The organism is Desertivirga arenae (assembly GCF_017355785.1).
Lineage (GTDB): Bacteria > Bacteroidota > Bacteroidia > Sphingobacteriales > Sphingobacteriaceae > Desertivirga > Desertivirga arenae.
In genome coordinates this window covers 88,640-112,840 of the sequence record NZ_JAFEWE010000017.1, presented here as the reverse complement: position 1 = coordinate 112,840, position 24,201 = coordinate 88,640, and the positions used below count along the sequence as shown (strand labels likewise).

Annotated in this window: 12 protein-coding genes; all 12 read left to right on the top strand. The window is 39.4% G+C overall.

Annotation, left to right across the window (positions count from 1 at the left end; translation table 11 throughout):
• Positions 1 to 52 precede the first annotated feature (52 nt).
• Positions 53 to 1,432: a lactate utilization protein B gene (locus tag J4N24_RS22965; RefSeq protein WP_207536087.1), complete on the top strand. Its 1,380-nt coding sequence runs from the start codon at positions 53 to 55 to the stop codon at positions 1,430 to 1,432.
• 132 nt (positions 1,433 to 1,564) lie between these two features.
• Positions 1,565 to 2,146 carry a LutC/YkgG family protein gene (locus J4N24_RS22960; RefSeq protein ID WP_207536086.1) on the top strand — a complete coding sequence of 194 codons (582 nt, stop codon included), beginning with the start codon at positions 1,565 to 1,567 and terminating at the stop codon, positions 2,144 to 2,146.
• Positions 2,147 to 2,275: 129 nt separating this feature from the next.
• Positions 2,276 to 2,869 (top strand): RNA polymerase sigma-70 factor, encoded by a 594-nt coding sequence (locus J4N24_RS22955; protein ID WP_207536085.1) that lies wholly within the window; start codon positions 2,276 to 2,278, stop codon positions 2,867 to 2,869.
• A 140-nt stretch (positions 2,870 to 3,009) separates the two neighbouring features.
• On the top strand, positions 3,010 to 4,023 hold the full coding sequence (locus J4N24_RS22950) for a FecR family protein (protein ID WP_207536084.1): 1,014 nt from the start codon (positions 3,010 to 3,012) through the stop codon (positions 4,021 to 4,023).
• A 220-nt stretch (positions 4,024 to 4,243) separates the two neighbouring features.
• The gene (locus J4N24_RS22945; RefSeq protein WP_207536083.1) at positions 4,244 to 7,774 is read left to right on the top strand and encodes a TonB-dependent receptor; all 3,531 of its coding nucleotides are present in this window, start codon (positions 4,244 to 4,246) and stop codon (positions 7,772 to 7,774) included.
• A 61-nt stretch (positions 7,775 to 7,835) separates the two neighbouring features.
• Positions 7,836 to 9,857: a RagB/SusD family nutrient uptake outer membrane protein gene (locus J4N24_RS22940; RefSeq protein WP_207536082.1), complete on the top strand. Its 2,022-nt coding sequence runs from the start codon at positions 7,836 to 7,838 to the stop codon at positions 9,855 to 9,857.
• Between the two features lie 528 nt (positions 9,858 to 10,385).
• On the top strand, positions 10,386 to 12,602 hold the full coding sequence (locus J4N24_RS22935) for a fasciclin domain-containing protein (RefSeq protein ID WP_207536081.1): 2,217 nt from the start codon (positions 10,386 to 10,388) through the stop codon (positions 12,600 to 12,602).
• On the top strand, positions 12,602 to 15,916 hold the full coding sequence (locus J4N24_RS22930; RefSeq protein WP_242691777.1) for a SusC/RagA family TonB-linked outer membrane protein: 3,315 nt from the start codon (positions 12,602 to 12,604) through the stop codon (positions 15,914 to 15,916). Before J4N24_RS22935 ends, J4N24_RS22930 begins: the two co-directional genes overlap by 1 nt.
• A gap of 13 nt (positions 15,917 to 15,929) precedes the next feature.
• Entirely contained in the window at positions 15,930 to 17,438 is a 1,509-nt protein-coding gene (locus tag J4N24_RS22925) for a RagB/SusD family nutrient uptake outer membrane protein (RefSeq protein ID WP_207536080.1), read from the top strand.
• Between the two features lie 11 nt (positions 17,439 to 17,449).
• Entirely contained in the window at positions 17,450 to 19,282 is a 1,833-nt protein-coding gene (locus J4N24_RS22920; RefSeq protein ID WP_207536079.1) for a fasciclin domain-containing protein, read from the top strand.
• A gap of 67 nt (positions 19,283 to 19,349) precedes the next feature.
• Positions 19,350 to 20,945 (top strand): fasciclin domain-containing protein, encoded by a 1,596-nt coding sequence (locus J4N24_RS22915; RefSeq protein ID WP_207536078.1) that lies wholly within the window; start codon positions 19,350 to 19,352, stop codon positions 20,943 to 20,945.
• A 25-nt stretch (positions 20,946 to 20,970) separates the two neighbouring features.
• Positions 20,971 to 24,201, top strand: coding sequence for a SusC/RagA family TonB-linked outer membrane protein (locus J4N24_RS22910; RefSeq protein WP_207536077.1), 3,231 nt, complete (start codon positions 20,971 to 20,973; stop codon positions 24,199 to 24,201).

The following is a 24,201-nucleotide window of genomic DNA, read 5'->3' as shown; positions in this document are numbered from 1 at the left end:
AGAGGGTCAGATTTAGGCGCCCAGTAAATGCCCACCCGAGGATATTTAACTTATGAATGTGGAAACCAAAGACCATTCAGGTCTAGCAGATATATTTAATCAGAATGAATCTCGTGTAGATTGGCACGATGAAACACTTTGGTTTATCAGGTCTAAAAGGGACAAAGCGGCCCAGGGACTACCAGAGTGGGAATTATTGCGTGAGACAGCCTCCCAAATAAAGCATAATGTTCTCTCAAATTTGGATGAATACCTGGAACAATTTGAGTCAAATGCGAAAGCAAATGGAATTACAGTACATTGGGCAGCAAATGCAAAAGAACATAATGAAATAGTTCATTCTATCTTAAAGAAGCACAATATTAACAGGATGATGAAAAGTAAATCCATGTTGACTGAAGAGTGCCATTTGAATGACTATCTAAAGAAAAATGGGGTTGAGGTTATTGATACCGACTTGGGGGAACGCATTGTCCAGTTAGCTGATGAACCACCAAGTCATATTGTTCTTCCGTGTATTCATAAGAAAAAGGAGGAAATAGGAGACTTGTTCCATGTTCATTTAGGAACAGCAGCAGGGGAAGCCGATCCTCAGGTATTAACGGAAGCAGCCCGTCAGCATCTAAGGGAAACTTTTGTTACACGCAAACTTTCTTTAACAGGTGTTAATTTCGCTGTTGCGGAAACAGGGGAGTTTGTTGTGTGCACTAATGAGGGTAATGCCGACATGGCATCGCATCTGGCGGATGTACATATAGCTTGCATGGGCATTGAAAAATTAATTCCCCAGCGGAAGCATTTGAGTGTTTTCCTGCGTTTATTAACACGAAGTGCAACAGGTCAACCCATAACAACCTATTCCAGTCATTTTAAAAAGCCCCGCGCTGGTCAGGAGATGCACATTGTTCTTGTAGATAATGGAAGAACTGTACAGTTGGGAAGAGAGGATTTTAGAAACTCTTTAAAATGTATCCGTTGTGGAGCTTGTATGAATACCTGCCCGGTTTACCGAAGAAGTGGTGGCCATAGTTATCACAACGCTATCGCTGGTCCAATTGGTTCTATCCTCGCGCCTAACCTTGATATGAAGGAATACGCAGACCTACCCTTCGCTTCTACTTTATGTGGTTCGTGCTCAAATGTATGCCCTGTGAAAATTGATATTCACGATCAATTATATAAGTGGAGGCAAGTATTGGTTAAAGAGGGGCACGTTAGTCCTGTGAAAGCGATGGGAATGAGGGCAATGGCGCTTACCTTCTCTATGCCAAAATTTTTCTCTTTTGCGGGAAAAGCAGGAAGGACAGTGATGAAGTATTTTCCTTCGGTAGTGAATAACAAACTTAATCCTTGGTACAAGGAGCGTGAAATGCCCGCCCCTCCAAAGCAATCTTTCAGAGAGTGGTACGCCAAGGAAAGAGCAGGGAAGTAGGTTAAATACATTTGTTAGAAATACGAGTTTCAATTGATTTTCCTGATGGTTAATTAAATCACTGTATCATAATAATCAGCGTTAACCAAATTAATCGGTGTAATCATAATTAATCGGTATAATCAAATAATAATGAGCAGTCGCGACAAAATATTAGCAGCAGTAAGATCCAATAAGCCAGGTCAGCGTGACTTACCTGAGATTAATATTCCAGTTTCTTATGAGGGGCTTACAGAGAAATACACCCAGGTAGCTACGGCCATTGGGGCACGGGTTTATTCGGTAGAAAGCATAGCAGAGATCAAATCTAAATTAAATGAGTTTTTCGATCCGGCTAAAAGATGGGTAGCATCGTTAGCTGAATTCAGTGATGTTGCCGAGACCAATCTAGCCAATGTGGACCCTCATTCATTAGAGGATGTTGAACTTTCCATCATAGAAGCGGTTCTAGCAGTAGCCGAAAATGGAGCATCATGGGTTCCCGAACAAAATGTTCCCCAAAGGATAGTTCCGTTTATTTGCCAGCACCTGGTGATAATCGTTCCAGCTAACAAAATAGTCCCTACTCTTCACCAGGCTTATGAAATTACAGCTGGTGCCGAATACGGATATGGAGCGTTTATTGCCGGACCCTCAAAAACAGCAGATATAGAACAGTCTTTAGTCTTAGGTGCCCACGGTCCCCGTAGTTTAACTATTTTTATTCTTTCTTAAGCAATACATGATAGAACGGGTTGCAGAATTGTAACTTTAATATTATGTTTACTTTATAACCAATTTGTTACGCTAACCAACTGGGAAGAGTTCTTTCTAGTCCTATTGTAACCTTAGTATAAAGTGCTGATGACAAAGATTAAGAACTTATCTGACGAGACTCTTATAGGATTGCTTAAAGATGGAGAAGTAGCTGCTTTTGAAGAAATTTATAACCGCTACTGGGAGAAACTTTATAACGCCGCTGCGAAGCGGCTAAGTGCAACAGAGACTGCCGAAGAAATAGTACAAGACTTTTTCACAAGCCTTTGGGTAAATAGGGCTAGGCTCCAGTTACATAGTTCCTTCAATAATTACGCCTTCAGTTCGATCAGGTACCTGGTCTATAATCAATACCAAAAGGAATCTATCAGAAAGGCATACCAGGAAAATAGACAGCAATTACATGTTGTTGAAGACAACTCCACCGAAGAATTACTGGCATTAAAAGAACTAAGTCTTGTAGTGGAGAAGGGGGTTGAGAAATTACCATCTAAATGCAAAACTGTTTACGAGTTAAGTCGTAAAGAATATAAAAATAATAAGGAGATCGCAACCCTGCTTGGTATCTCTGAAAAGACAGTTGAAAACCATCTAACAAAAGCTTTGAGAAATATCAGGTTGAGCTTAAAAGATGCTTTATCTTTAATTGCCTTGATTGTTCAATTCCTGAATCAAAACTAACTTCTTTCCTGATTAAAATAGTAGGCCTCTTTTAGCCTGATAAAGTATCTATAAAAAAATAGAAATTTATTTTAATGCAAGTAGGGGATATAAAATGATTAACCCACTATATAGTAGCTTGCGACACTAAAGTTTTTGAAATGAAGCCGAAAGCACCATCAGAATTAATTAAAAAGTTCCTAAAGGGAGAAGCTAGTCAGGAGGAGGTAGAGAAATTATACCAGTGGTATGATTCTTTCGAACAGCTGGCTGATCCTACTTCGCAGATCTCGGAAAAGGAAAAGGTGCACCTTAAGAAGAGAATGTTCGAAAACATAGTTGAAAAGTCAGAGCTGTTAAGTGAAGACACCTCTGTGAATAAGTCTAAAGTTGTTCCTTTTTATCTCTTACTGGCTAGTGTGGCAGCCATGTTCTTTTTAGCTTGTTCGATCGTTCTTTATTTTCAGAATTCTTCAGCTCCAGGAAATGACACTGTAATTTCTAGTTATATCTCAGTAAAAAATACCTCAAGTAGTCTGACAAAGCATGTCTTTCCTGATGGTACAATCGCATGGATGCGTCCTTCTGCTCATTTAGAATACAGGAAAGATTTTAACAATGGTCCAACGAGAGATGTAACGATGCAAGGCGAGGCATTTTTTGAGGTTACTAAAAATCCTAAAAGGCCTTTTATAATTAAGACAGGGGAAGTATATACTAAAGTATTAGGTACAAGTTTCAATGTAAAGAGTTACCCGGGGATGAAGCAAACAGAGGTTTCGGTAGTTACAGGTAAGGTAATGGTATATACGCTAAGTTCATCCCCTGGGAAAGTGAAACAGGAAGCCTTTCTGTTACCAAAGGAAAAGATTATAGCCTCGGTGGCTGAAGTTAAATTTGAGAAAAGGGCAGAAACAAGCGTATCAATGAATATATGGCAGAAGGAGAGCTTGTCGTTTAATAACACACCGGTAGGGGAGGTTGTTAAAGCTCTTAATAAGAAGTTTGCTTCGAACATTCAGATTAAAGACCCTATTATAAATCAATACCAGCTAAATGCTGATTTTACTAATGTCAATTTACCATCAGTTCTCGAGCTATTGTCTAAATCATTAGGAATTACCTATGAAATCAACGAAAGCGGCATAACGATGTCGAAACCAAATGAAAACTAACCATTTATGTAATCAAAATTCTCAGATATGATATAAACAAAAGCAGAAGATTTCTTTGATAAAAAGTTAAGAAGTGTGGGGGCACTCCTTAACTCAAAACCTTTAGTTAAACCGCGTTAAAAACGTTGGAAAGGTTTGTTATTGTCTCATTCTTTCTAAAAATAAAACAAACTAATGTATGAAATTTTTTTCAGATCTCTCAAGTGACTTGCGTTATATTATGAGAATAACATTAAGCCAGCTGCTCATTGCTATTATATTAACTGGGGTTTCCTATGCAACAGACAGTAGCGCCCAGGGTATACTAGATAATTCAGTTAAGTTAGAAAAGACATCGTCGACGTTGCTTGATGTGCTTAAAACCATCGAGAAAGTAGCGGCGGTCAAGTTCGTGTATAGTAAAAATCTGGTAGATGTTAATCAGGAGGTTTACCTATCAGCAAATAATGAAAAGCTTTCAGATGTCCTTGATCTAATCCTAAAAACGAGGGGAATAAATTATGAAGCCTATGAGAATCAAATTGTACTAAGCAAGCTTAAAACAGAAAATGCAGTAATTAAAAGCGTTGCTGATATTGTGGTTACAGGAACGGTTACTTCAACAAAGGGAGAAACCCTTCCGGGGGTGAGTGTAAAGATAAAGGGAACAGCAACAGGTACATCAACTAATGTTAGTGGTACTTACTCCATTAAAGTTCCAACAACTCAAACAAACGGTACACTAGTATTCACCTTCGTTGGTTTCAGCACACAGGAAGTTCCTATTAACGGCCGCACAGTTATAAACGTGAAGTTGGAAGAGAACGTAAAGTCACTGAACGAGGTGGTGGTTGTTGGTTATGGAACGCAGAGAAGAGGTAATGTGGCTCAGGCAGTTGCTTCTGTGGATATGAATAAAGTGAAAGAGGTACCTGTTACCAACGTTAGCCAGGCACTTCAGGGCCGGGTAGCTGGTGTGGTGTCTGTACCAAGTTCTTTCAGGCCGGGTAGTGGGTCTACTATCAAGCTAAGAGGTAGTCGTTCATTAAGTGCTACCAACGACCCTTTATACGTAGTAGATGGAGTGCCAATTACTTACAGCATTGATGATATAAACCCATTGGATATCGAGTCCATTGATGTATTGAAGGACGCTTCCGCTACTGCTATTTACGGTTCCAGAGGAGCAAACGGCGTTATCCAGATTACTACGAAGAAAGGTAAGTCTGGAAAGGTATCAGTAGAGTATTCGGGAAATACTTCTGCAGAAAGTATTGTTCGGAAACTGGAAGTATATAACGGATCCGAGTTTGCGCAATTTAGAAGAGATGCCTACATCGGTTCTGGGCAATACAATCCGACAGCGAATGCAAATAATCCAAGTAAGAAATATTTCCCCGATCCTGAATCTGACTATACCATTTTTGGCAGTAATGACAATAGGCTATGGAACAATATTAAAAATGCTTACGAGTTTGTAGAACTTGACGTTACCAGTACCGTTAAGAAATTTGTTGCTAAAACGCGTCCTACTACTGCTGAAGAGAAGGCCCTTTTAGCAAGTCTGGGATATCCGGTATTAAATGAAGTAGCCATTTATGATCCTTCAAAGATTACGACGTTCGACTGGGGTAATGAAGCTTTAAGAACAGGAATAACAAATTCCCATAATTTCAGTGTATCTGGAGGTTCTGAAAAACTTCGTAGTTCCCTTAGCGGAGGATACTTCTCCCAAAATGGTATAATTAAAAGTCAGGATTATACCAGGTATACATTATCAAATAATAATACACTTTACGTTACGCCCTCCGTTCAATTTGGAACAAATATCAATTACACAAACTCTGTACAAAATGTAGGAACTGATCTGTATGGCGCAGCTTTAGGGCAATTTCCTTTGGTTGAACCTTATGACGAAAATGGAAATTTCTTATTGAACCCAGGTGCTGATGATCAGGTTTTTAATCCTTTAAATGATGTCAATACAGTCTTAAGCCGGCTTAAAACGAATAGACTGCTTTCAAATGTTTACGGTCAGATTGGCTTTCTAAAAAGTTTTACTCTGAAATCCACTTTAGGGATTGACTTTTCAGGCCAAAGAGATGGACGGTTCAATGGTTCTCGCTCTTCTGTTCAGCGCCTGGCGGATCCAAATGGTTCTGAGATCTTAAATAATAATTTCACATGGACGGTACAGAATCAGTTGAATTTTAACAGAAGCTTTGGTAAGAAACATGAGTTAGGTGTTACGCTTGTAAATGAGTTATTGCGAGAAAATAAAGAGCAAGTTTCGTTGACATCAAATAGCTTAACATACGAAAGCCAGCTATGGTATGCTCTTCAAAACAATGCTACGGGAACAATTATTAGTAATTCTACTACACCCTACTCTCAGCGTAGCCTGTACTCTTATCTTGGAAGAGTAAATTATATTTTCAACAGTAAATATATTTTGACAGCCGCTCTTCGTCACGATGTTTCATCCGTATTAGCTCCTGGAAATAAGGCTGCATCATTCCCGTCGGTTTCAGTTGCGTGGAAGGTAGATCAGGAGAATTTTATGAAATCTCTGAGCTTCGTAGAGCAGCTAAAATTGAGGATTGGGTACGGGGAAGTAGGTAATGCTGGTATTGATCCTTATAAGACTTCTGGACCTTTAGCCGGACCTACCTATTATAACTTTGGAGACGCCATAGCTATCTCTTATTCTCCAAATCTTTTACCATCTCCGAATCTCACCTGGGAAAGGACAAAGACTAAGAACCTTGGTATAGATTATGGATTCTACAAGGGCCGCCTTTCTGGTTCTATAGATCTATATGAGTCAAATACCAATAATATTCAGAATATTCAGGTTCCTGGGGCATTGGGTTATACAGGAGGGGCTTTTGTTAACCTGGGCAACGTAAGGAATAGAGGTGTAGAGGTTGCAGTTTCAGGAGTAATTATAGATAAGTCGAGAAAGAATGATGGTTTCAAGTGGACAGCGGATATATCGTTTGCACGCAATAAAGAAGAAGTAACTTATTTAAATGAAAGAGGTGAAAATGTAATTGCACAACAGTGGTTTTATGGACAACCTGTAAGGACTTATTGGGACTATAAAAATCAGGGGATTTTCCAATATACAGATACTTTGTCTGGGGGAATCTTAAAGGATTACTGGTGGAAGAAGGGAAATAACCGTAACAGTGATTTATTCAAACCTGGAAGGATCAGAGTTGAGGATATGAACGGCGATACAACAATAACGGAAGCTGATAAGATTTTTATCGGTTCACCTAACCCAAAATGGACTGCTGGTATTAATAATGCAGTTTCGTTCAAACGCTTCAGCCTTAGTACATTTGTTTATATCAGTAAAGGTTCTACTGTCAGAGACTTCAGACCTGGACTCGTTGGTCGTTATCCGGGACCTAAAGTTAATTACTGGACTCCAACTAATCCATCAAACGACTATCAGCAGCCAAACAGAACAAGTGATATTCCGTCTTACTGGCAATCACTCAGTTTCAGAGACGGTTCATTTGTGAGAGTTAGAAATATACAACTAGCATATAATGTTCCTGTAGCAACAGTTAAGCGGCTTGGAATTAATAATCTGGCGGTTTCTGTTAGTGCTGTTAATCCTTTTATATTTAGTAAGTTCAAGCGTTACGATCCAGAAACGGTTCCCTATTCATCCACATATCCATCTTCAAGTACGAACAGTCCTTCTCCAACTTCTTATAGTTATAGAAGCTTTGTGCTTGGAGTAAGATGCGGATTATAAGATTTTACGCTAATCCTGGTTTTTTGAAGTGGTGTCAATTTTAATCTAAATATTAATTGAAATGAAAAGATTTTCAAAGTACGCTTTGGTCTTATTACTAATTCTAAGTACCTTCTCTTGTAAGAAATTTGTAGAAGAGGAGCTGGTAAGTAACCTGACCTTTGACTATTATAAAACAGATAAAGGTATCGAAGACGTGGTAGAGTCGGCTTATGAGAGGCTGCGTTGGAAGTTTAATGGAGAACAGGCTTATGCTATGTTTAATTTCGGGGACGATGAATTTATTCTTGGAGACCAGTTCAACTTCTCTTACTACAATACCTATACGGCATCAGGCTTAAATGCCGATGAGCCTTTAGTGAATTCTATGTGGATTGCAATGTATGAAGGAATTAATCGCTGTAATGTTGGCATTGAATTATTAGGTGAGTTTAATGATCCTAATTCAACGGTGCTAGGTACCGAAGCTAAGAAAAGGGTTCGTCTTGGGGAATTACATTTCCTTAGGGCTTATTATTACTTCACTCTTGTCCAACAATTTGGAGGAGTGCCACTAGTACTGCAATCCAGCCGGGAATTGAGGACTGATTTTCCAAGAGCTTCTGTCGCGGATGTATACAAGTCGATAATTGCTGATTTGATTTATGCTAAGGATAATCTACCTCCTGTATCATCAGCCTTAGGGAGGGCATCCGCCGGGACAGCCCGTCATTTTCTGGCAAAGGTATATTTAACCAGAGCAAGTGCAAAGAGCAATGAGGAGAAAGCAAACAGGGGCATGCAGAGCACTGATCTTGATAGTGTGATCTTTCATGCAAATGGCGTTATTACTGGTCCTTATGGATATGCTTTGGAGGCGGACTATATGAACTTATGGAGTGGGGTATATCCGGCAAACTACCCCAATGTTACTACCCCGGCACTTGGTACGCATGGTACTGCGCCTGCTGGTGACTATGGCAAGATAAAGTTAGCCAATCAAAGCAAAGAAGTAATATTAGCAGCGCAGTTTACTACAAACGTAGCTGCAAATACAACAGCTGGAAACAGGGTACACGAGTACTTTATTATGCAATATGATTCTGGAATCCCAGGCTTGGTAAGAGACCAGTTCAATGGACGTCCTTTCAGAAGAATGGGTCCTTCAGACTATGTGATTGATATTTTTGACCGTAAAAATGATTCCAGGTTCTATAAATCATTTAGAACAGCATATTATTCAAATGCTGACGCAAAAGTAAATTTCACAGCATCAGATGCTCCCACTCCGGCCTTAGTTGGAAAGCCGAAATTTGGTGTAGGGGATACTGCGGCATTTTTCATAGTTAATGATCGGGCGAATGCGATCCCAGAAGCAGATTTAGGAAAGTTTAGATATAGAACTTATGCAAGGTGGATCAAAGCTGCTTCGAATGGAGCAACTGTGAAAGGCTTTAGTAATAACAAATACCTGACACTGGTAAAGCATCTTGATCCTGTTCGTGTTAGTACGATCGTTAATGAGGAGTCTGGCGTGAAGAACGGAATCTTAGCCCGTTTAGGTGAAACCTATCTAATACTTGCAGAAGCTCATGGACGAAAAGCAAATTACGCAACCGCTCTGACATATATTAACAAGATAAGAGAGAGAGCAGCTTATAAAGCCGGGGAGTTTAGAAATCCACAGACTTATAAATACGATGGGGCTACAAAAGGCGACGTTAGTAGTACTTACCCAGCCTTAGAGGCAACAATGACCCTCTTTACAACTAATGCTGCAAGTGAGCTGTATCCAACTACTGTATCTAATACAGAGGATAGGTTCATTCACTTTATATTGAACGAAAGGACCAGAGAGTTATGTGGTGAGTTATATCGTTGGGAAGATTTGGTAAGAACGGAGACTTTGTTTCAGCGTGTTAATCAGGGTACCGGTACCTACGTCTTTCAGGGCACTACATACAAATACAATCCTGAGGCAACCAGTATTCAAGAGCATAATAAACTTCGTCCTATTCCAACCCAACAGATCAATTTAACTACCGTTGAGGGGAGGCCGATGGATCCGGATGCCAAGAAAAAGTATCAAAACCCGGGTTATTAGTAATTATAAAGTTAAAAAAAGGGAGAGTTGCGGTTGAGCGCTCTCCTTTTTTTGTTATATGCCAAGGTTGGTCAGAATGCCTTAAAATTCCATATTGATCCCCTTACAAGTAATAAATCAACTTTGCTGCACTTTTGTTATTTTTTCATGAATTTGAACCTTTTGTCAGTTTTTTTTTAACAGAATTAGCAAATAGTATTTCCCATGAAAAAAAAGTTCACTCCTTTTTGCAATCTAGAATTTCCTTGCCTCTCCGATTTCTGCCTTTAAATTGACAAGGCAGGATGCTACAGGTTGCCGGCCTGCTGCAATCCCCATAATTTAGTTGCAACCAATTGATAGTGTGAACGTACTACGGGATAGTAGCCAATTTACCAATTAAGTAACCGAGGAATTCTATGATAAAAGATTTACTTTCTCCATTTCTTCCATCCGATTTCTTAAAAAGATGTCGATTTGACATTTCTAATGATTTAAGATTCAGGTTCTAACAATACAAAAAAAATACATTTTCATTCAATTAATCATATGATGAGATCGATACAAAGGTTATTGTACTTTTTATCAGCTGTTTTCTTATTTACGAGTTGTAATAAAAAGGAGTGGGATGAATACTATGGTAGGCCCGATGACTTAGCACCTCCTATCTATCAGCAATTGCAGGCTATGGGCAAATTCAATACTCTTCTCGCGGTAATTGATAAGTCTGGATATAAGGATATTTTGGGAAGATCTGGTGCATGGACCTTCTTTGCTCCGACCGACGAAGCCTTTCAGAAATATTTTCAGGAAAATAATATTTCGGGAATAGATCAGATTACTCCAGAGATGGCAAGAAAGATTGCAACCTACGGTTTGGTTTACAACCCTTTCCGGAAAGAGGAACTTACAGCTTATCAGACTGCTGTTGGACGAATTGCCAATGGAGCATTCAGAAGGAGAACAGCTTATTATGATTTCGTATATACTGAAAACAATAAGAAGGTAGTTGATAATAGCCGGAATGGTGCAACTGTTATTCCTAACGAAAATAATAATAAATACATCCCCTACTTCATAAGTAGTTATTTTGACTTTAACCAAATAAATCAAAACTCTACCTATACTTCATTTTATCCCGGACAAACTCCTTCAGATTTTGATGTGGCTGGCGCCAAAGTTATCGAAGCAAATGTGCCTGCAGAGAATGGTATCATACATGTAATTGATAAAGTTATTACGCCTTTACCTAATATTGAACAGTATATTGCTTCTAAGCCAGAATACAGCGATTTTAAAAAGCTACTTGATTCGCTTGTTACTTATATTCCGAATGCTGATTTTACCGATCGCTATCGTATTCTAACCGGTTCTTCCGAGCAGGTTTATATTAAGACGTATAACGCAGGTCTTGCCTTTTCACCTAATAACGAGAGCTATTTGGCAGGTTCTACAGATGGTCAGGCGGCAGCTTGGTCTATCGCAGTTCCAACAAATGCTGCCTTAAAGCCTTTAACCGATGTAGTCTTAGAATATTACAAAACCTTTAGTGCAGCCCCTCAATCCCTGTTATTAAACTTAGTTAACTCTCACATGTGGAAGGTAACTGTGTGGCCAGAGAGAGTAAATAGCGAACTCAATGCACAGTCGGAAGTAGCGACCTTCTCTTCCACAAATGTAGTTGAACGAAAGGTGTTAAGTAATGGCTTTTTTTATGGGGTAAATAAGGCTCAGGAAGGTAATGTCTTTCGTACTATTTATGCTGCTGCTTTTTTAAACCCTTCGTATCTAAACATGACAAGGGCTATTGACGGATCTGATCTAAGGTCTATTACTCAAATACCTTCATTGCACCAGACAATGATCCTTATGAACAATAACGACCTACTTGCAGCGGGCTACCGTTTCCGTGAGGATCTAAATCAGTGGGAATATGTTGCCCCCGGTACAAGTCCTGTATATGGTGCAATACCTTTAGCTAGGATAAACCGGATTGTTCAAAGTGCCGTTTTAACTACACCAAGCGGTGAATTTGACAATCTATCCGGAACTGGAATTGCCGAGGGAAATAACGGTGAATACGTGAAGTTTGAAAACAACAGGTTACAGGCCAGCGGAAATGTGGTTGATAATAGCTTTGTCACTGTAACAGGAAGCCGGGATTATGTGAATGGCAAGGTTTACTATGCAAGTGGGGTTCTTAAGTTTGCTGAAGATGGACCTGTGACAGTGGGTTCAACACTGGAGGGGCTTGCTTCGTCCAAGGCTAGTTCTTTTAGTCATTTCTTTAATTACCTTAAAAATTCTTCTTTATGGAATAATTCGACAAAGGAAATAGCGGGTGTTGATAAAGGAGCATTTTCTACACTATTTGTCCCAACCAATGCTGCAATAGAACAAGCAATTAGGGAAGGGCGTCTGCCTGGAACGATCTCAGGTGCAACAGTTACTCCATCCTTCCTTCTTTCCCAGCAGTCAGGTGCCCAAAAGATAGCAGTAGAGGACTTTATTAAATATTCCTTTATAAACAAAGCAACTGTTGCTATTGATGGGAAGAAAGCTGCTGCATATCAAACCCTATTGAAGACAAGTACTGGAGATACAAGGTTGATCAAAGTGGAATATGATGGTTCTAATGCTGTTGCAAATTTCAGGTTAAAAGACGACAGTGCAACCCCTGTTTCAGCCACTGCAAACTTATCGAACAGCAATAATTTGAGCAACAGGGCTCTAATACATTCTATAAATCAAGTACTGAAATTTTAATGAAGATATTCAAAGGTATGAAAAGCCCATTCTACAAAGTATTAAGTTTCTTAATAATACTAGGTCTTTCTTTAAGTGGCTTGGGTCTGAACGCCCAAACTCAACAAAGGATAACCGTAAAGGGAAAGGTTATTGACTCAAAGGATAAGCTGTCAGTTATAGGAGCTTCAGTTGTTGAGCTTGATAAAGACAAACGTATTGTCAGAGGTGCAACTACCGACATAGACGGTAATTATGCATTACAGATCAGTAATCCCGCCAACTCTATTCAGGTGTCTTATCTGGGTTATAAAACTCAGGTTCAGCCCATCAATGGACGTTCAGTGATTAATATTTCGTTGGTCTCTAACACGAGCGAACTTGCCGATGTTGTAATTACTGGCAAGCGTACTGTAAACAACGGGTCTGGTTTAAATATTGATGAAAGAAGTTCCACTTTTGCAACTACTACGGTTAATGCAAAAGATCTTCAGGAACTATCAGCGGCTTCCATTGATCAGGCTTTACAAGGCCGTATGCCAGGCGTTGATATAGGAACTACTTCTGGAGACCCAGGTGCTGGGATGTCTATTCGTATTCGTGGTACAGCTTCCCTGAACGGATCGGCCGAACCCATGATCGTTGTGGATGGTATGCCTTTTGAAACAAATATTCCCAGCGACTTCAATTTTTCTACTGCCGATGAGCAAGGCTATGCACAGCTTTTGAATATTGCCCCTACTGATATTAATACCATTACCATCCTTAAGGATGCCGCTTCGACCGCGATTTGGGGAGCAAGAGCAGCTAACGGAGTATTATTAATTACAACAAAACGCGGGGTTATTGGCAAGCCAAGTATTGGTTACAATTTCAGAGGTACCTATTCTAAACAACCAGAAAATATTCCGCTACTGTCGGGAGACCAATATTCTACAGTGGTATTGGAAGGGGTAAATAACAGAAATGGGCTACCCCTTAATACCACACAGAACACCGAGTTTTTATATGACCCAATGATGCCTTTTCAGTATTACAACTATAGTCAGAATAGTAACTGGATTGATGCAATTACTCAGATCGGCTATTCTCAAGATCATAATGTTACCATGCAGGGCGGGGGAGAAAAGGCTCGTTATTATGCTTCTGCCGGCTATTTAAATCAGACTGGAACAACAAAGGGTACTGACCTTGATCGGATTACAACGACTATCAACTTAGATTATAACGTATCAAATCGTATTCGTTTTCGTTCTGACTTCAAGTATACACACGTTTTAAATACTTTAAACTATTCAGGCTCGGTACGTAATATCGCTTACACTAAAATGCCAAACATGGGTATTTATCGTTATGACGAATTTGGAAATCAAACACCTAATTATTTTTCTCCTGCTTCTAATGTACAGGGCTTTTATTCAGGTTTGAACAATAGAGGTGAGATCCTTGGAACAGTTAATCCGCTCGCAATGGTTGAGCAGTCCTATGCCAGGGTTTACGGTGAGCGTATTACTCCTAAATTCCAATTAACCTATGATATCTTACCAAATAGCCTTTTAGTTTCAACTTTCGATGTTCAGTTTGATATAAATAATCAAAAAACGAAGTCGTTCCTACCTCAATTAGCCACGGGTAGGCCAGTTACAGAAACAACAGTGAACCGTGCTGCTGATAGCGACAAAGATTTCTTTGGAGTTAGTACTAAATTAAATTTAATTTTTACGCCTCGCCTGGGGGAGAATCACTCTCTCCAATCGTTGTTAACGTTTCAAACGGAAGATCAGACTGTTAATGAACAAAATATCGTTACTTCAAATACTGCCTCCTCTTATCTTCAGGACCCCTCGAACCCTGGCAGAACTCAAAACTCTGATCTTGCCCTAAATGGCGGTATTTCAAAGTATCGGACTTTAGGTATTGCAACAACCCAGCAATACAATTACCTAGATAGATATATTATCAATCTAACTGCAAGGCTCGACGGAAATTCTCGTTTTGGATCGAATTATAAATATGGAGTGTTCCCGGCAATTTCAGCTAGGTATCGCCTTTCAGGTGAGCCTTTTATGAAGCAATTTAAGTTTATTGACGACTTTAGTTTCAGAGCCAGTTATGGCGAATCTGGTGGACAACCTGATAAAAATTATCTTTTCTTCAACACTTATGTACCTACATCTTCTGATTATATAGGTATGTCAGGAGTAATTCCTGGTCGGCTGGGGCTTGACAACTTGAAATGGCAAACTAACGTGGGAAGAAATTTCGGACTTACATTCAATGCCTTGAAAAATGCTATAAAACTTGATATTGACGTATATAGTAACAGAACTAAAGACTTGTTATTTGACAGGCTGCAAGTTCCAAACTATACGGGATACACCCAACTAATGGCAAATGTTGGAAGTATGACAAACAAGGGTTTTGAAATAGGAATAAATACGATTCCTTATCGCTCAAAAAAATGGATCGTAAACTTTGGCTTTAATATCGCCCAAAACACAAACGTGATCACACAAATTTCGGAGTATTATCCTCGTGTTAGCGGAACTAGTATTGATAATGGTGTTTATAGATCTTACCTGGTAGAAGGTAATCCTTTCGGTTCTTTTTATGGATTTAAATTCAAAGGTGTTTATACTGATCAGGAGGCCACTATCGCCCGCGATGCCAATGGCAACCAGATTGTCGGTCCAAATAATCAGGTTGTCTTAATGCGTTACAACTATCCTACCAACAATTACATTTTTCAACCCGGGGATGCTATGTATGAGGACGTCAATCATGATGGTAATATTAATCAGGATGATATCGTGTTTCTTGGAAATAGTATACCAAAAATAACGGGGGGATTTGGTCCTTCAATAACATACAAAGGTAACCTTACCTTTAACGCCTTCTTCAGCTATAAGTTAGGGTACAAGATTGTGAACAATACCTTAATGTATACTACAAACATGTTCAACTATAACAATCAAAGCACTATGGTCCTACAGAGGTGGCGTAATCCTGGCGACGTAACAAATGTTCCAAGAGCCTTGTACCAAAATGGTTATAACTGGCTTGGGTCTGACCGTTATGTTTCAGATGCTTCTTTCCTCAGGTTGAAACAGGTGACAGTTAGGTACAATTTGCCGAAGCAGCAGGTTGCAAAGCTAAGAATGAAAAATGCCAGCGTGTATTTGACTGCTGAGAATCTCGCAACTTTTACAAAGTACAAGGGAGTAGATCCTGATGTTTCATCGCGTACAGGTAATGATCCATTTAAGTATAATGAGGACAAAGCACTAACCCCTCCAACAAGAAATATACTAATGGGTGTAACAGTTGGCTTCTAAAAACAGAACTGCAATGAAAAAAAATATAGCTTATAAAATCTTATTGCTGTTAGTACTGCTAACAGGTACTTCCTGTAATAAATGGCTCGACCTCCAACCTCAGGACGGACTAATCAGGGAAAACTTCTGGAAAACTAAAGAACAGTTGAAGTCGGCCGTTATAGGAATCTACGGAGATATGTTAACGAGTGGTTTAGTGGACAATATGTTGCTTTGGGGTGAGTTGCGAGGTGATATGTTAGCGATCGGAAATGTGGCAGATATCGCAGATTACAATATTATGAACGCGGAAATTCAGCCCACAAATAACCGTGCAAATTGGAGCTCTATCTACAGAACAATTAATTACTGTAACACTGTGATTGAGTTTGGTCCCGGTGTTAAAGCGAATGACCCTACCTTAACTGAAGCCCAGTTAAACTCTTATCTGGCAGAAGCCAGGGCGATAAGGGGTTTGATGTATTTCTACTTGTTAAGAATTTGGGGAGAAGTACCTCTTCAACTACGTGCTACCTCAAGCGATGCGACAATTGAGCAGTTGCCGAAAAGTAGCAAAGAGGAAGTATATAACCAGATTATAGCCGACCTTGATTTTGCAGCTATTAACGCTGTGCCGGTTCATGTGTCAGGAGTTCCTTTGGATCCTCAGAATAAAGGACGTATCACTCAATATGCTGTAAACGCTATTCAGGCGGATGTTTATTTATGGAATGAGAAGTACCCTGAAGCTATTGCTGCTTGTAACAAGATAATTGCTTCAAACCGTTTCGGTTTAATTCAGGGTGCGAATAATCAGGCAGGATGGTTTAGTACTACCTTTATAAGAGGAAACTCAAATGAAAGTATATTTGAGTTGCAATTTAGTAGCCAGACTCCGAACAATTGGTACAACATGTTTGCGAATACTTCAACTCGCAGATTTATCGCCTCTCCCAAATTAGCGACCATTTTCTTTCCGGATGATGCTAATCAACCTGATAAAATAGACATCAGAGGAAACGGCGTTTCTTACCGGGGTTCAGATAATGTGATAATGAAGTATGTTGGAACAGACCTTACAAATATAATTACAACCACTGCAGCGTCAGATAGACATTGGTTTTTCTACCGTTTCTCAGATATTCTGTTGATGAAGGCAGAAGCATTAGCATGGACAGGAAAGGGAGAGGAAGCCATTGCCATAGTGAACGACATTAGAACAAGAGCTAACGCTCCTGATTTAACTAAGGAATCTCCTGATGTTACTTCGCCAACAGCAGTATCAGATTATATAATGAATGAACGTGCACGTGAATTTGCTTTCGAAGGAAAAAGATGGTTCGACATTCTGAGGAATTCGAAACGCAATAATTATGCTAACCTCGACTATATGTTAAAAATTGTTGCCGAATCCGCCTTGCCCGACAGGCAACAGTCAATCATTACCAAATATAGAGATACCAGAAGCCATTACCTGCCAATTCATATTTCTGAGCTTCAGGCTGACAAGCAACTGGTTCAAAACCCTTTTTATTCAAACTAAAAAATAGCGATATGAACAGATTTAACGAGTCCACAACATCGATAAAGACAGGATTGCTGTTCTGTCTGGCTCTTTTATGCTTTATTTCGTGCAAAAAGGAGCCAATAGTCACAATCACTAGTGACCAGGTAAACATCACTACGTTCCTTGATAAGAATTCCGATAAATTCTCAGAGTTTCGCAGAATCCTGGACATTACAGGAACTGCCGGGTATCTTCAAGCATATGGCACCTACACTTTATTCCTGCCAACTAACGATGGAGTAAAGAAGTATCTCCAGGAAAACGGGAAAACTTCAATCGAGCAGGTGAATGTAGATTCGCTTAAAGATTTAGTAAGATTTCACCTGATAGAAGATACAATATCCACTGAAAAGTTCGGTGACGGTAAATTAAATTCATTAACAATGTTAGACCAGTATTTAATTACTGGAGCTACCAATGTGGGAGGGATAACTAAAGTAACTGTAAACAGACAGGCAAATTTAGTTCAACCGAATATCAGACTTGGCAATGGTTATGTACATGTTATTGATAATATGTTGAGACCTTCAACAAAAACCCTCGCAAAAGCCATTGAAGCTAATCCTTCTAATTCAATTTTCGTAGAGGCTTTAAAAGTAACCGGACTTTATGACACTCTGAATGTTCTTCCTGAGAATAATAATATTGATCTGCAGAAGAAGTACATGACCGTGTTTGTGGAGTCTAATCAGGTTTTGGCGAATGCTGGTATCCTCAGCTTGAGGAATCTCACTGATAAATATTCTCCTAATTCCACGAGTTACAAGGACTTAAATAACGGCTTGCACATGTGGGCGGCCTATCATATTTTGTTTTATGCGAAATACCTGGCCGATATTGTTTCATCTCAAGGTCACCCTACTTTAGCTCGTCCTGAAATTATTTCTTCTCAACTAAAGAACGAACAAGTACTAATAAACGATATAATGTTTAACGGGACTTACGAGCCCGGATTCCTACTATCGAGAACGACAAGTGATAATTCAGCAATAAACGGAGTATTTCACTATACAGCACCTTACAGTCCTGCTGGTGCTGCGGCAACCACTGGTCATTTTGCGGTTAAGAAGCGGGATCCTTTCCCAGTCTATTGGGACGTAGCTGATTTCCCTGAAGCACGCAAAAATCCAAGTTTCAGAAAATCAGGTGCGGTTGCGATCACTTATGCAAAATCATCTGCGACCGCCGCTAGTCCCATTAAAGGCTGGTGGTGGCCTAAAACAGGCGACGGTGTATATTATAGAAATGCGGCAGCCGGGGAGCCTTGGGTATTTGCAGATTACCTAAACCTGTTTTTAGGAAATGTTGCAGGAAATGCCCGTCAGGAGTTCATCGAGATGAAAAGCCCTCTAATTGTAAGGGGAAAATATGCGGTTTGGGTTTGTTACCGCAGAAGAAACCAGTCAGGAACTTATCCGACTAATATTGCCACTCAAACACGTGTGGTGGTGGATGGAGATCCTCTGCCGATTACCTTCAATTTCGGAGAGCCTGCTCCTTTGGGATCAACCTCAGAACTTGAGGCCTTAGGATGGAAGTATTACACTTCAACGGGGAATCCTGCAAGTCCGTTTCTGAAACAAACTTATAACGCATCTGGGGTTTACAGTAACAATCCCTGGATATCAAAGAGAGTTGGAACTATAGACATAAAAACTACAGATATCCACACAGTAAGGCTTGAGGCCATCCAAGGCAGCCAGAATGCAAACGATTTGGACATGATCCATTTTATTCCGGTTGACTGGAGTTCTCAGATTTTACCTCGTTTCAAAGTTGATGGAACACCAGATTTTGAACCTTACCCTGGAACCCATTAAGATTTAGCGATTCAATATCCCGGTGAGAGCTTTTTCTCTCCGGGAGTAACAAATAATATTTTTCATAATGAATATATCCTTACGTTTTATTCTTCTTTCGGTACTTGGGATAAGCTTATTTTTTTCATCTTGCGAGAAAAAATGGGATAGTCATACCGAATTAGAAAACCCACTTCTTGATGAGTCTTTGCTTGAACAAATCAAGAACGATCCGGAATTGAGTAAATTCACTGATCTTCTTACGATGACGCGGTATGACTCCGTGCTGGCATCTTCGAATACTTTTACAGTATGGGCTCCTACTAATGCTGCAATTGATGCTGTCGATCCTTCTTATTTAGATACCGAGGCTGAACGAATAGCATTTGTTGGCAATCATATTTCCAGGCAATCTTATCTAACAACGGTAGCAGCTACACCTTTCTCTAAAATTAAGGCTACAAATGGAAAGAATATTCTTTTTACTAAAGCCACTGTTGATGGAATTAGCCTCATAACTAAAGATATTTATGTGAGAAACGGAGTTCTTCATACAATTGGCACTGCAATTCTTCCGAAGCCAAGTGCCTGGGAGTACCTATTATCGACAAGCACATTGCAGAAAACTTTGTTGAACTCGTATAATGAGGAGTATCAGGATACATCAAAAGCAGAGCAAATTGGTGTTGATCCTAAAACGGGCATTCCTATTTTAGATCCGACTACCGGAATTGTTAAGAGGAACAGATTTCTAAACCGCTATAATAGTGCTGCGGATATCAGTAATGAAGATTCCTTATTCACCTATATCGTGTTAACCGATCAGGCTTTCAATAACGAGAAAAATAAATTATCCAAATATTTTCAGTTCGGAACAGATCAGACCAGCCTCGACAGCGCAACAAATCTTACAAATTTTAATATCATAAAAGATTTGGCTTTTAAGGGAATACTTGAATCAGACAACTTTCCGGCCGACGCTTATTCCATAGGAGACAGTGTAAGATTTCATCTGAATAAAGCTCATATTGTTGCCACTAAGCGAGTAAGTAATGGAATTGTTTATATGATGAACAACATTAGCTATGATTTAGGGAATGGACCAAATGACTTTTACACTAAAATTAAACCAGTTGTAATTCAAGGGGAAAGAGGGGCTTTCTTCAGTCCTTCTCGTACCTATAACACAGTTACCAAAAGAAATCCTGACGGAAGTACATACCAACAATTATATTTACCCAATCATGGAGTAAATGCATTGGCAGCTCGCTACAGACCTTCTTTTGTAAATTCTGTTAAATATAAGGTATACTGGCGGGTGGTACGTGATTTCAACCTTTCGGTGACCGGAACAGCTACTGATCTTGTACATTTCCCACAGAGATTAGCTTTTAAAACCACGGCAGTCACTTCTGGCTTCAATTATATTGCCGAACCTGGCGTAGTGAGAAGAATTAGTTCAACTGGTCAGCCTGTATTGGATTCAAATGGTAAGCCCACTTTCGACCCCAATTATAGTGAAATATATCTTGGTGAGTATACCGTTGATAAAGTGTATGGTAATAACCTGAAAAACGGAGAAGCAAGCACATTACCAATTTATCTCGTTGGAAACACAACAACTGGCAATGGTACCAATACCCTATTGCTTGATTATATTAAACTAGTACCTGTATTACCATAAGAATTAAGCGTTAAAAATCCGAATTATGCACATATTTATAAAAGCGGCTAAGTTTCTTGTTCTGCCGTGTTTTGTGGTGTTTTCTTCCCAAACTGTACTGGCACAGTGGGATTCTCTTTCTACAGATTCGGCTACTGTTCGAAAGGTTAATGATAACAGAATCAAGGCTAGTGGAGTAATTACTGATGCCTCAACCGGAAAACCGCTTGATGGAATTAGTATCAGTGTTCCAGGGTATTCAGCATCTATCACAAACGAAAAGGGTGAGTTTACAATATCTGTACCTGATTATAATACCCTTTTACTGGTTAATGCTCAAGGTTTTCAAACCAAAGAAGTTGCTTTAAAGGGTAGAAAGTCAGTAAAAGTAAGTTTATATGAAGATAGATTTAATTCTGTTTACGAAGAAGTTAAGTTTCCTCAAGGTCCTAAGTCCTATAGTCAGCTGTCTGGGGCAGTTAGCTCTGTTTCGGTAAAAGATAGCTGGCAACGGAGTTCGACTGAAACACCAGATACCTATTTACAGGGTAGGATTACCGGGCTAAATGCGATCAGACGTTCTGGTACTCAGGGAATTGGCTCCAGCTTGTTTCTTCGTGGTTATAATTCTCTGAATACCACTAATCAACCCTTGATAATTGTAGACGGTATTCTTTACGATAACACCAACTACGGTCTTTCTTTACTGTCCGGGTATACAGATAATCCACTAGCAAACATTGATCTAAAAGATATAGACAATATCACTGTTGTCAAAGACGCAACTGCTTCTGCTTATGGTAGCAAGTCGGCAAATGGCGTATTATATATCACTACCAATCGTGCACGTCAACAAGCTACACAAATAGATTTTGGTGTTTTTAGTGGGTTTAATGTAAGGCCCTCTTTAATTCCGGTACTTAATGCAAACCAATACCGTTCATACCTTTCGGATTTGTTGAAGAGCAGTGGTGCTACCGATGCTCAAATCGCTGCAACTCCATTTATGAATTCAGACCCGAATAGTATAGATTATAAAAGGTATAATTTCAACACAAATTGGCAGGATCAGGTACTTAATAATTCTTTTAACCAGAATTACTATATGAAGGTAACTGGTGGGGATAATATTGCTACTTATGGACTTTCATTAGGTTTCCTTGATAATAAAGGTGTAACGAAAAATACTAGTTTACAGCGTTACCAGGTTCGATTTAATGCAGATCTGAATCTCACAAAAAAATTCAAAGGGGTTGCTAATTTATCTTATGTAAGGAATAATCAAGACTTAAGAGATCAGGGCTTGTCAATAAAGACGAATCCTATCTATCTGGCTCTAACTAAAGCGCCTTTTCTTTCTACAAATGAGGTAGCTGAAAATGGAGTTCTCTCGCCAAATCTTGCCGGCGTGGACTATTTCAACAGAAGTAATCCAAGTGCCGTTATTCAAAAGATGGCCGGCACTAATAATAATTACCGTTTAATAGGTTCCCTCGGCTTCAATTACGCGTTTAGCAAACAGTTGAATTTAAATATCCTTGCAGGGGTAACCTACGGTAATGTACGGGAAACTTATTCCAAGATAAATACCGGGATAGTTCCGGATACACTGTCTCAGGCTGTTGCTTCAAGGTCTTCTGGTAGTAATGTTGAGAGGCTATATTCATTATTTACTGATGCCCGTCTGTCTTTCAATAAAACAATCAATCATGTTCATAATCTAAGTACTAATGTTGGGGTAAGATTCAATGATAACAAAATGGAAACCGATTATGGTTACGGTTATAATGCGGCCACAGACGATTATGTAACGGTAGGACAGGGACAAGCTGCTTTAAGACGGATAAGTGGAGAGAATGGTAGCTGGAGATGGTTAAATATATATGCTAATGCAGACTATGCCTTCAGAAGTAAGTATATCTTTTCAGCAAATATAGGTATCGATGGTTCATCAAGGTTTGGAGCAGAATCGAATGCTCCTATCAAGTTAGGTGGCGTAGCTTATTCAATAACTCCATCCGTAGCGGGTGCGTGGATTGTTTCTTCAGAACCATTCATGGCAAATAATAAGATTGTCGAGTTTTTGAAGTTAAGGACTAGCTTTGGAATGGTGGCAAATGATGATTTAGGAAATTACACTGCACGCCAATACTATTTAAGTCAGAACTTCCTGGGAGCTCAGGGTTTGGTTCGCGGGAACATCGCTAATACCTCCATTAAGTGGGAAGACATTTGGAAGTATAATGGAGGGCTTGACGCTTCCTTTCTTAATGAACGTCTTAAATTCAGCTTCGACTATTTTTATAATCGAACCTACGATATGTTAACTCAGCAAGCTGTACAGACAGTGACTGGATTTGATTACGCCTTTGCTAATAATGGGGGCATGAAAACGCAAGGATTAGAATTGGGTATAAATGGACGTGTTATAAACAAGAGCGTTAAATGGGATTTAGGTGTGAATATTTCCAAGTATGAAAATGAAATAACCAGGATTCCTAATGATCGTTTGATTACCTCTTTTGCAGGTGCTCAGATTTTAACACAAAAAGGAATGGCTGGAAACCTGTTTTATGGCTTTGAAACAAATGGGGTTTACCAATCCAGTGGAGAGATTTCAAGCAAACTAAAGAATAGGAGAAATGATGGTACTATTACTGACTTTGCTCCAGGTGATATTAAGTTTTTGAATACCTATGTAGACGGTGTAATACAGCCCGACGGTACATTTAAGGCAGATGAAGTACAATATATCGATGATAAAGATCGCATTGTTATAGGTAATCCAAATCCTGATTTCTTTGGGATGATTAGTAATACCATTTCCTGGAAAAAATTCACCTTCGACGCATTGTTTTCATTTTCTGTCGGCAATGATATTTATAACTATCAGCGGCGGAATGTTGAAGCTATGAACGGATTTGAAAATCAGACACCGTACGTTCTTAACAGATGGCGGGCAGAAGGTCAGGTCACAGATGTCCCGAGAGCGATAATAGGAGATCCTTCTGGTAACTCCAGATTCTCAAACAGATGGATCGAGGATGGTTCATATTTTAGGCTTAGAACTCTTTCCGTAGGGTATGACCTGCCAATTAATAAGGGGATCAAATATGCAAAGGTTTATTTAACCGGGAACAATCTATTCACTATCAGTAAATATCTTGGATATGATCCTGAATTTAGTTCTACCGGTTCAATTTTTACTCAGGGAGTTGATACTGGTGCAGAACCTCAATTCAGATCGTTTCAGTTAGGAGTTAGAGTAGGATTATAA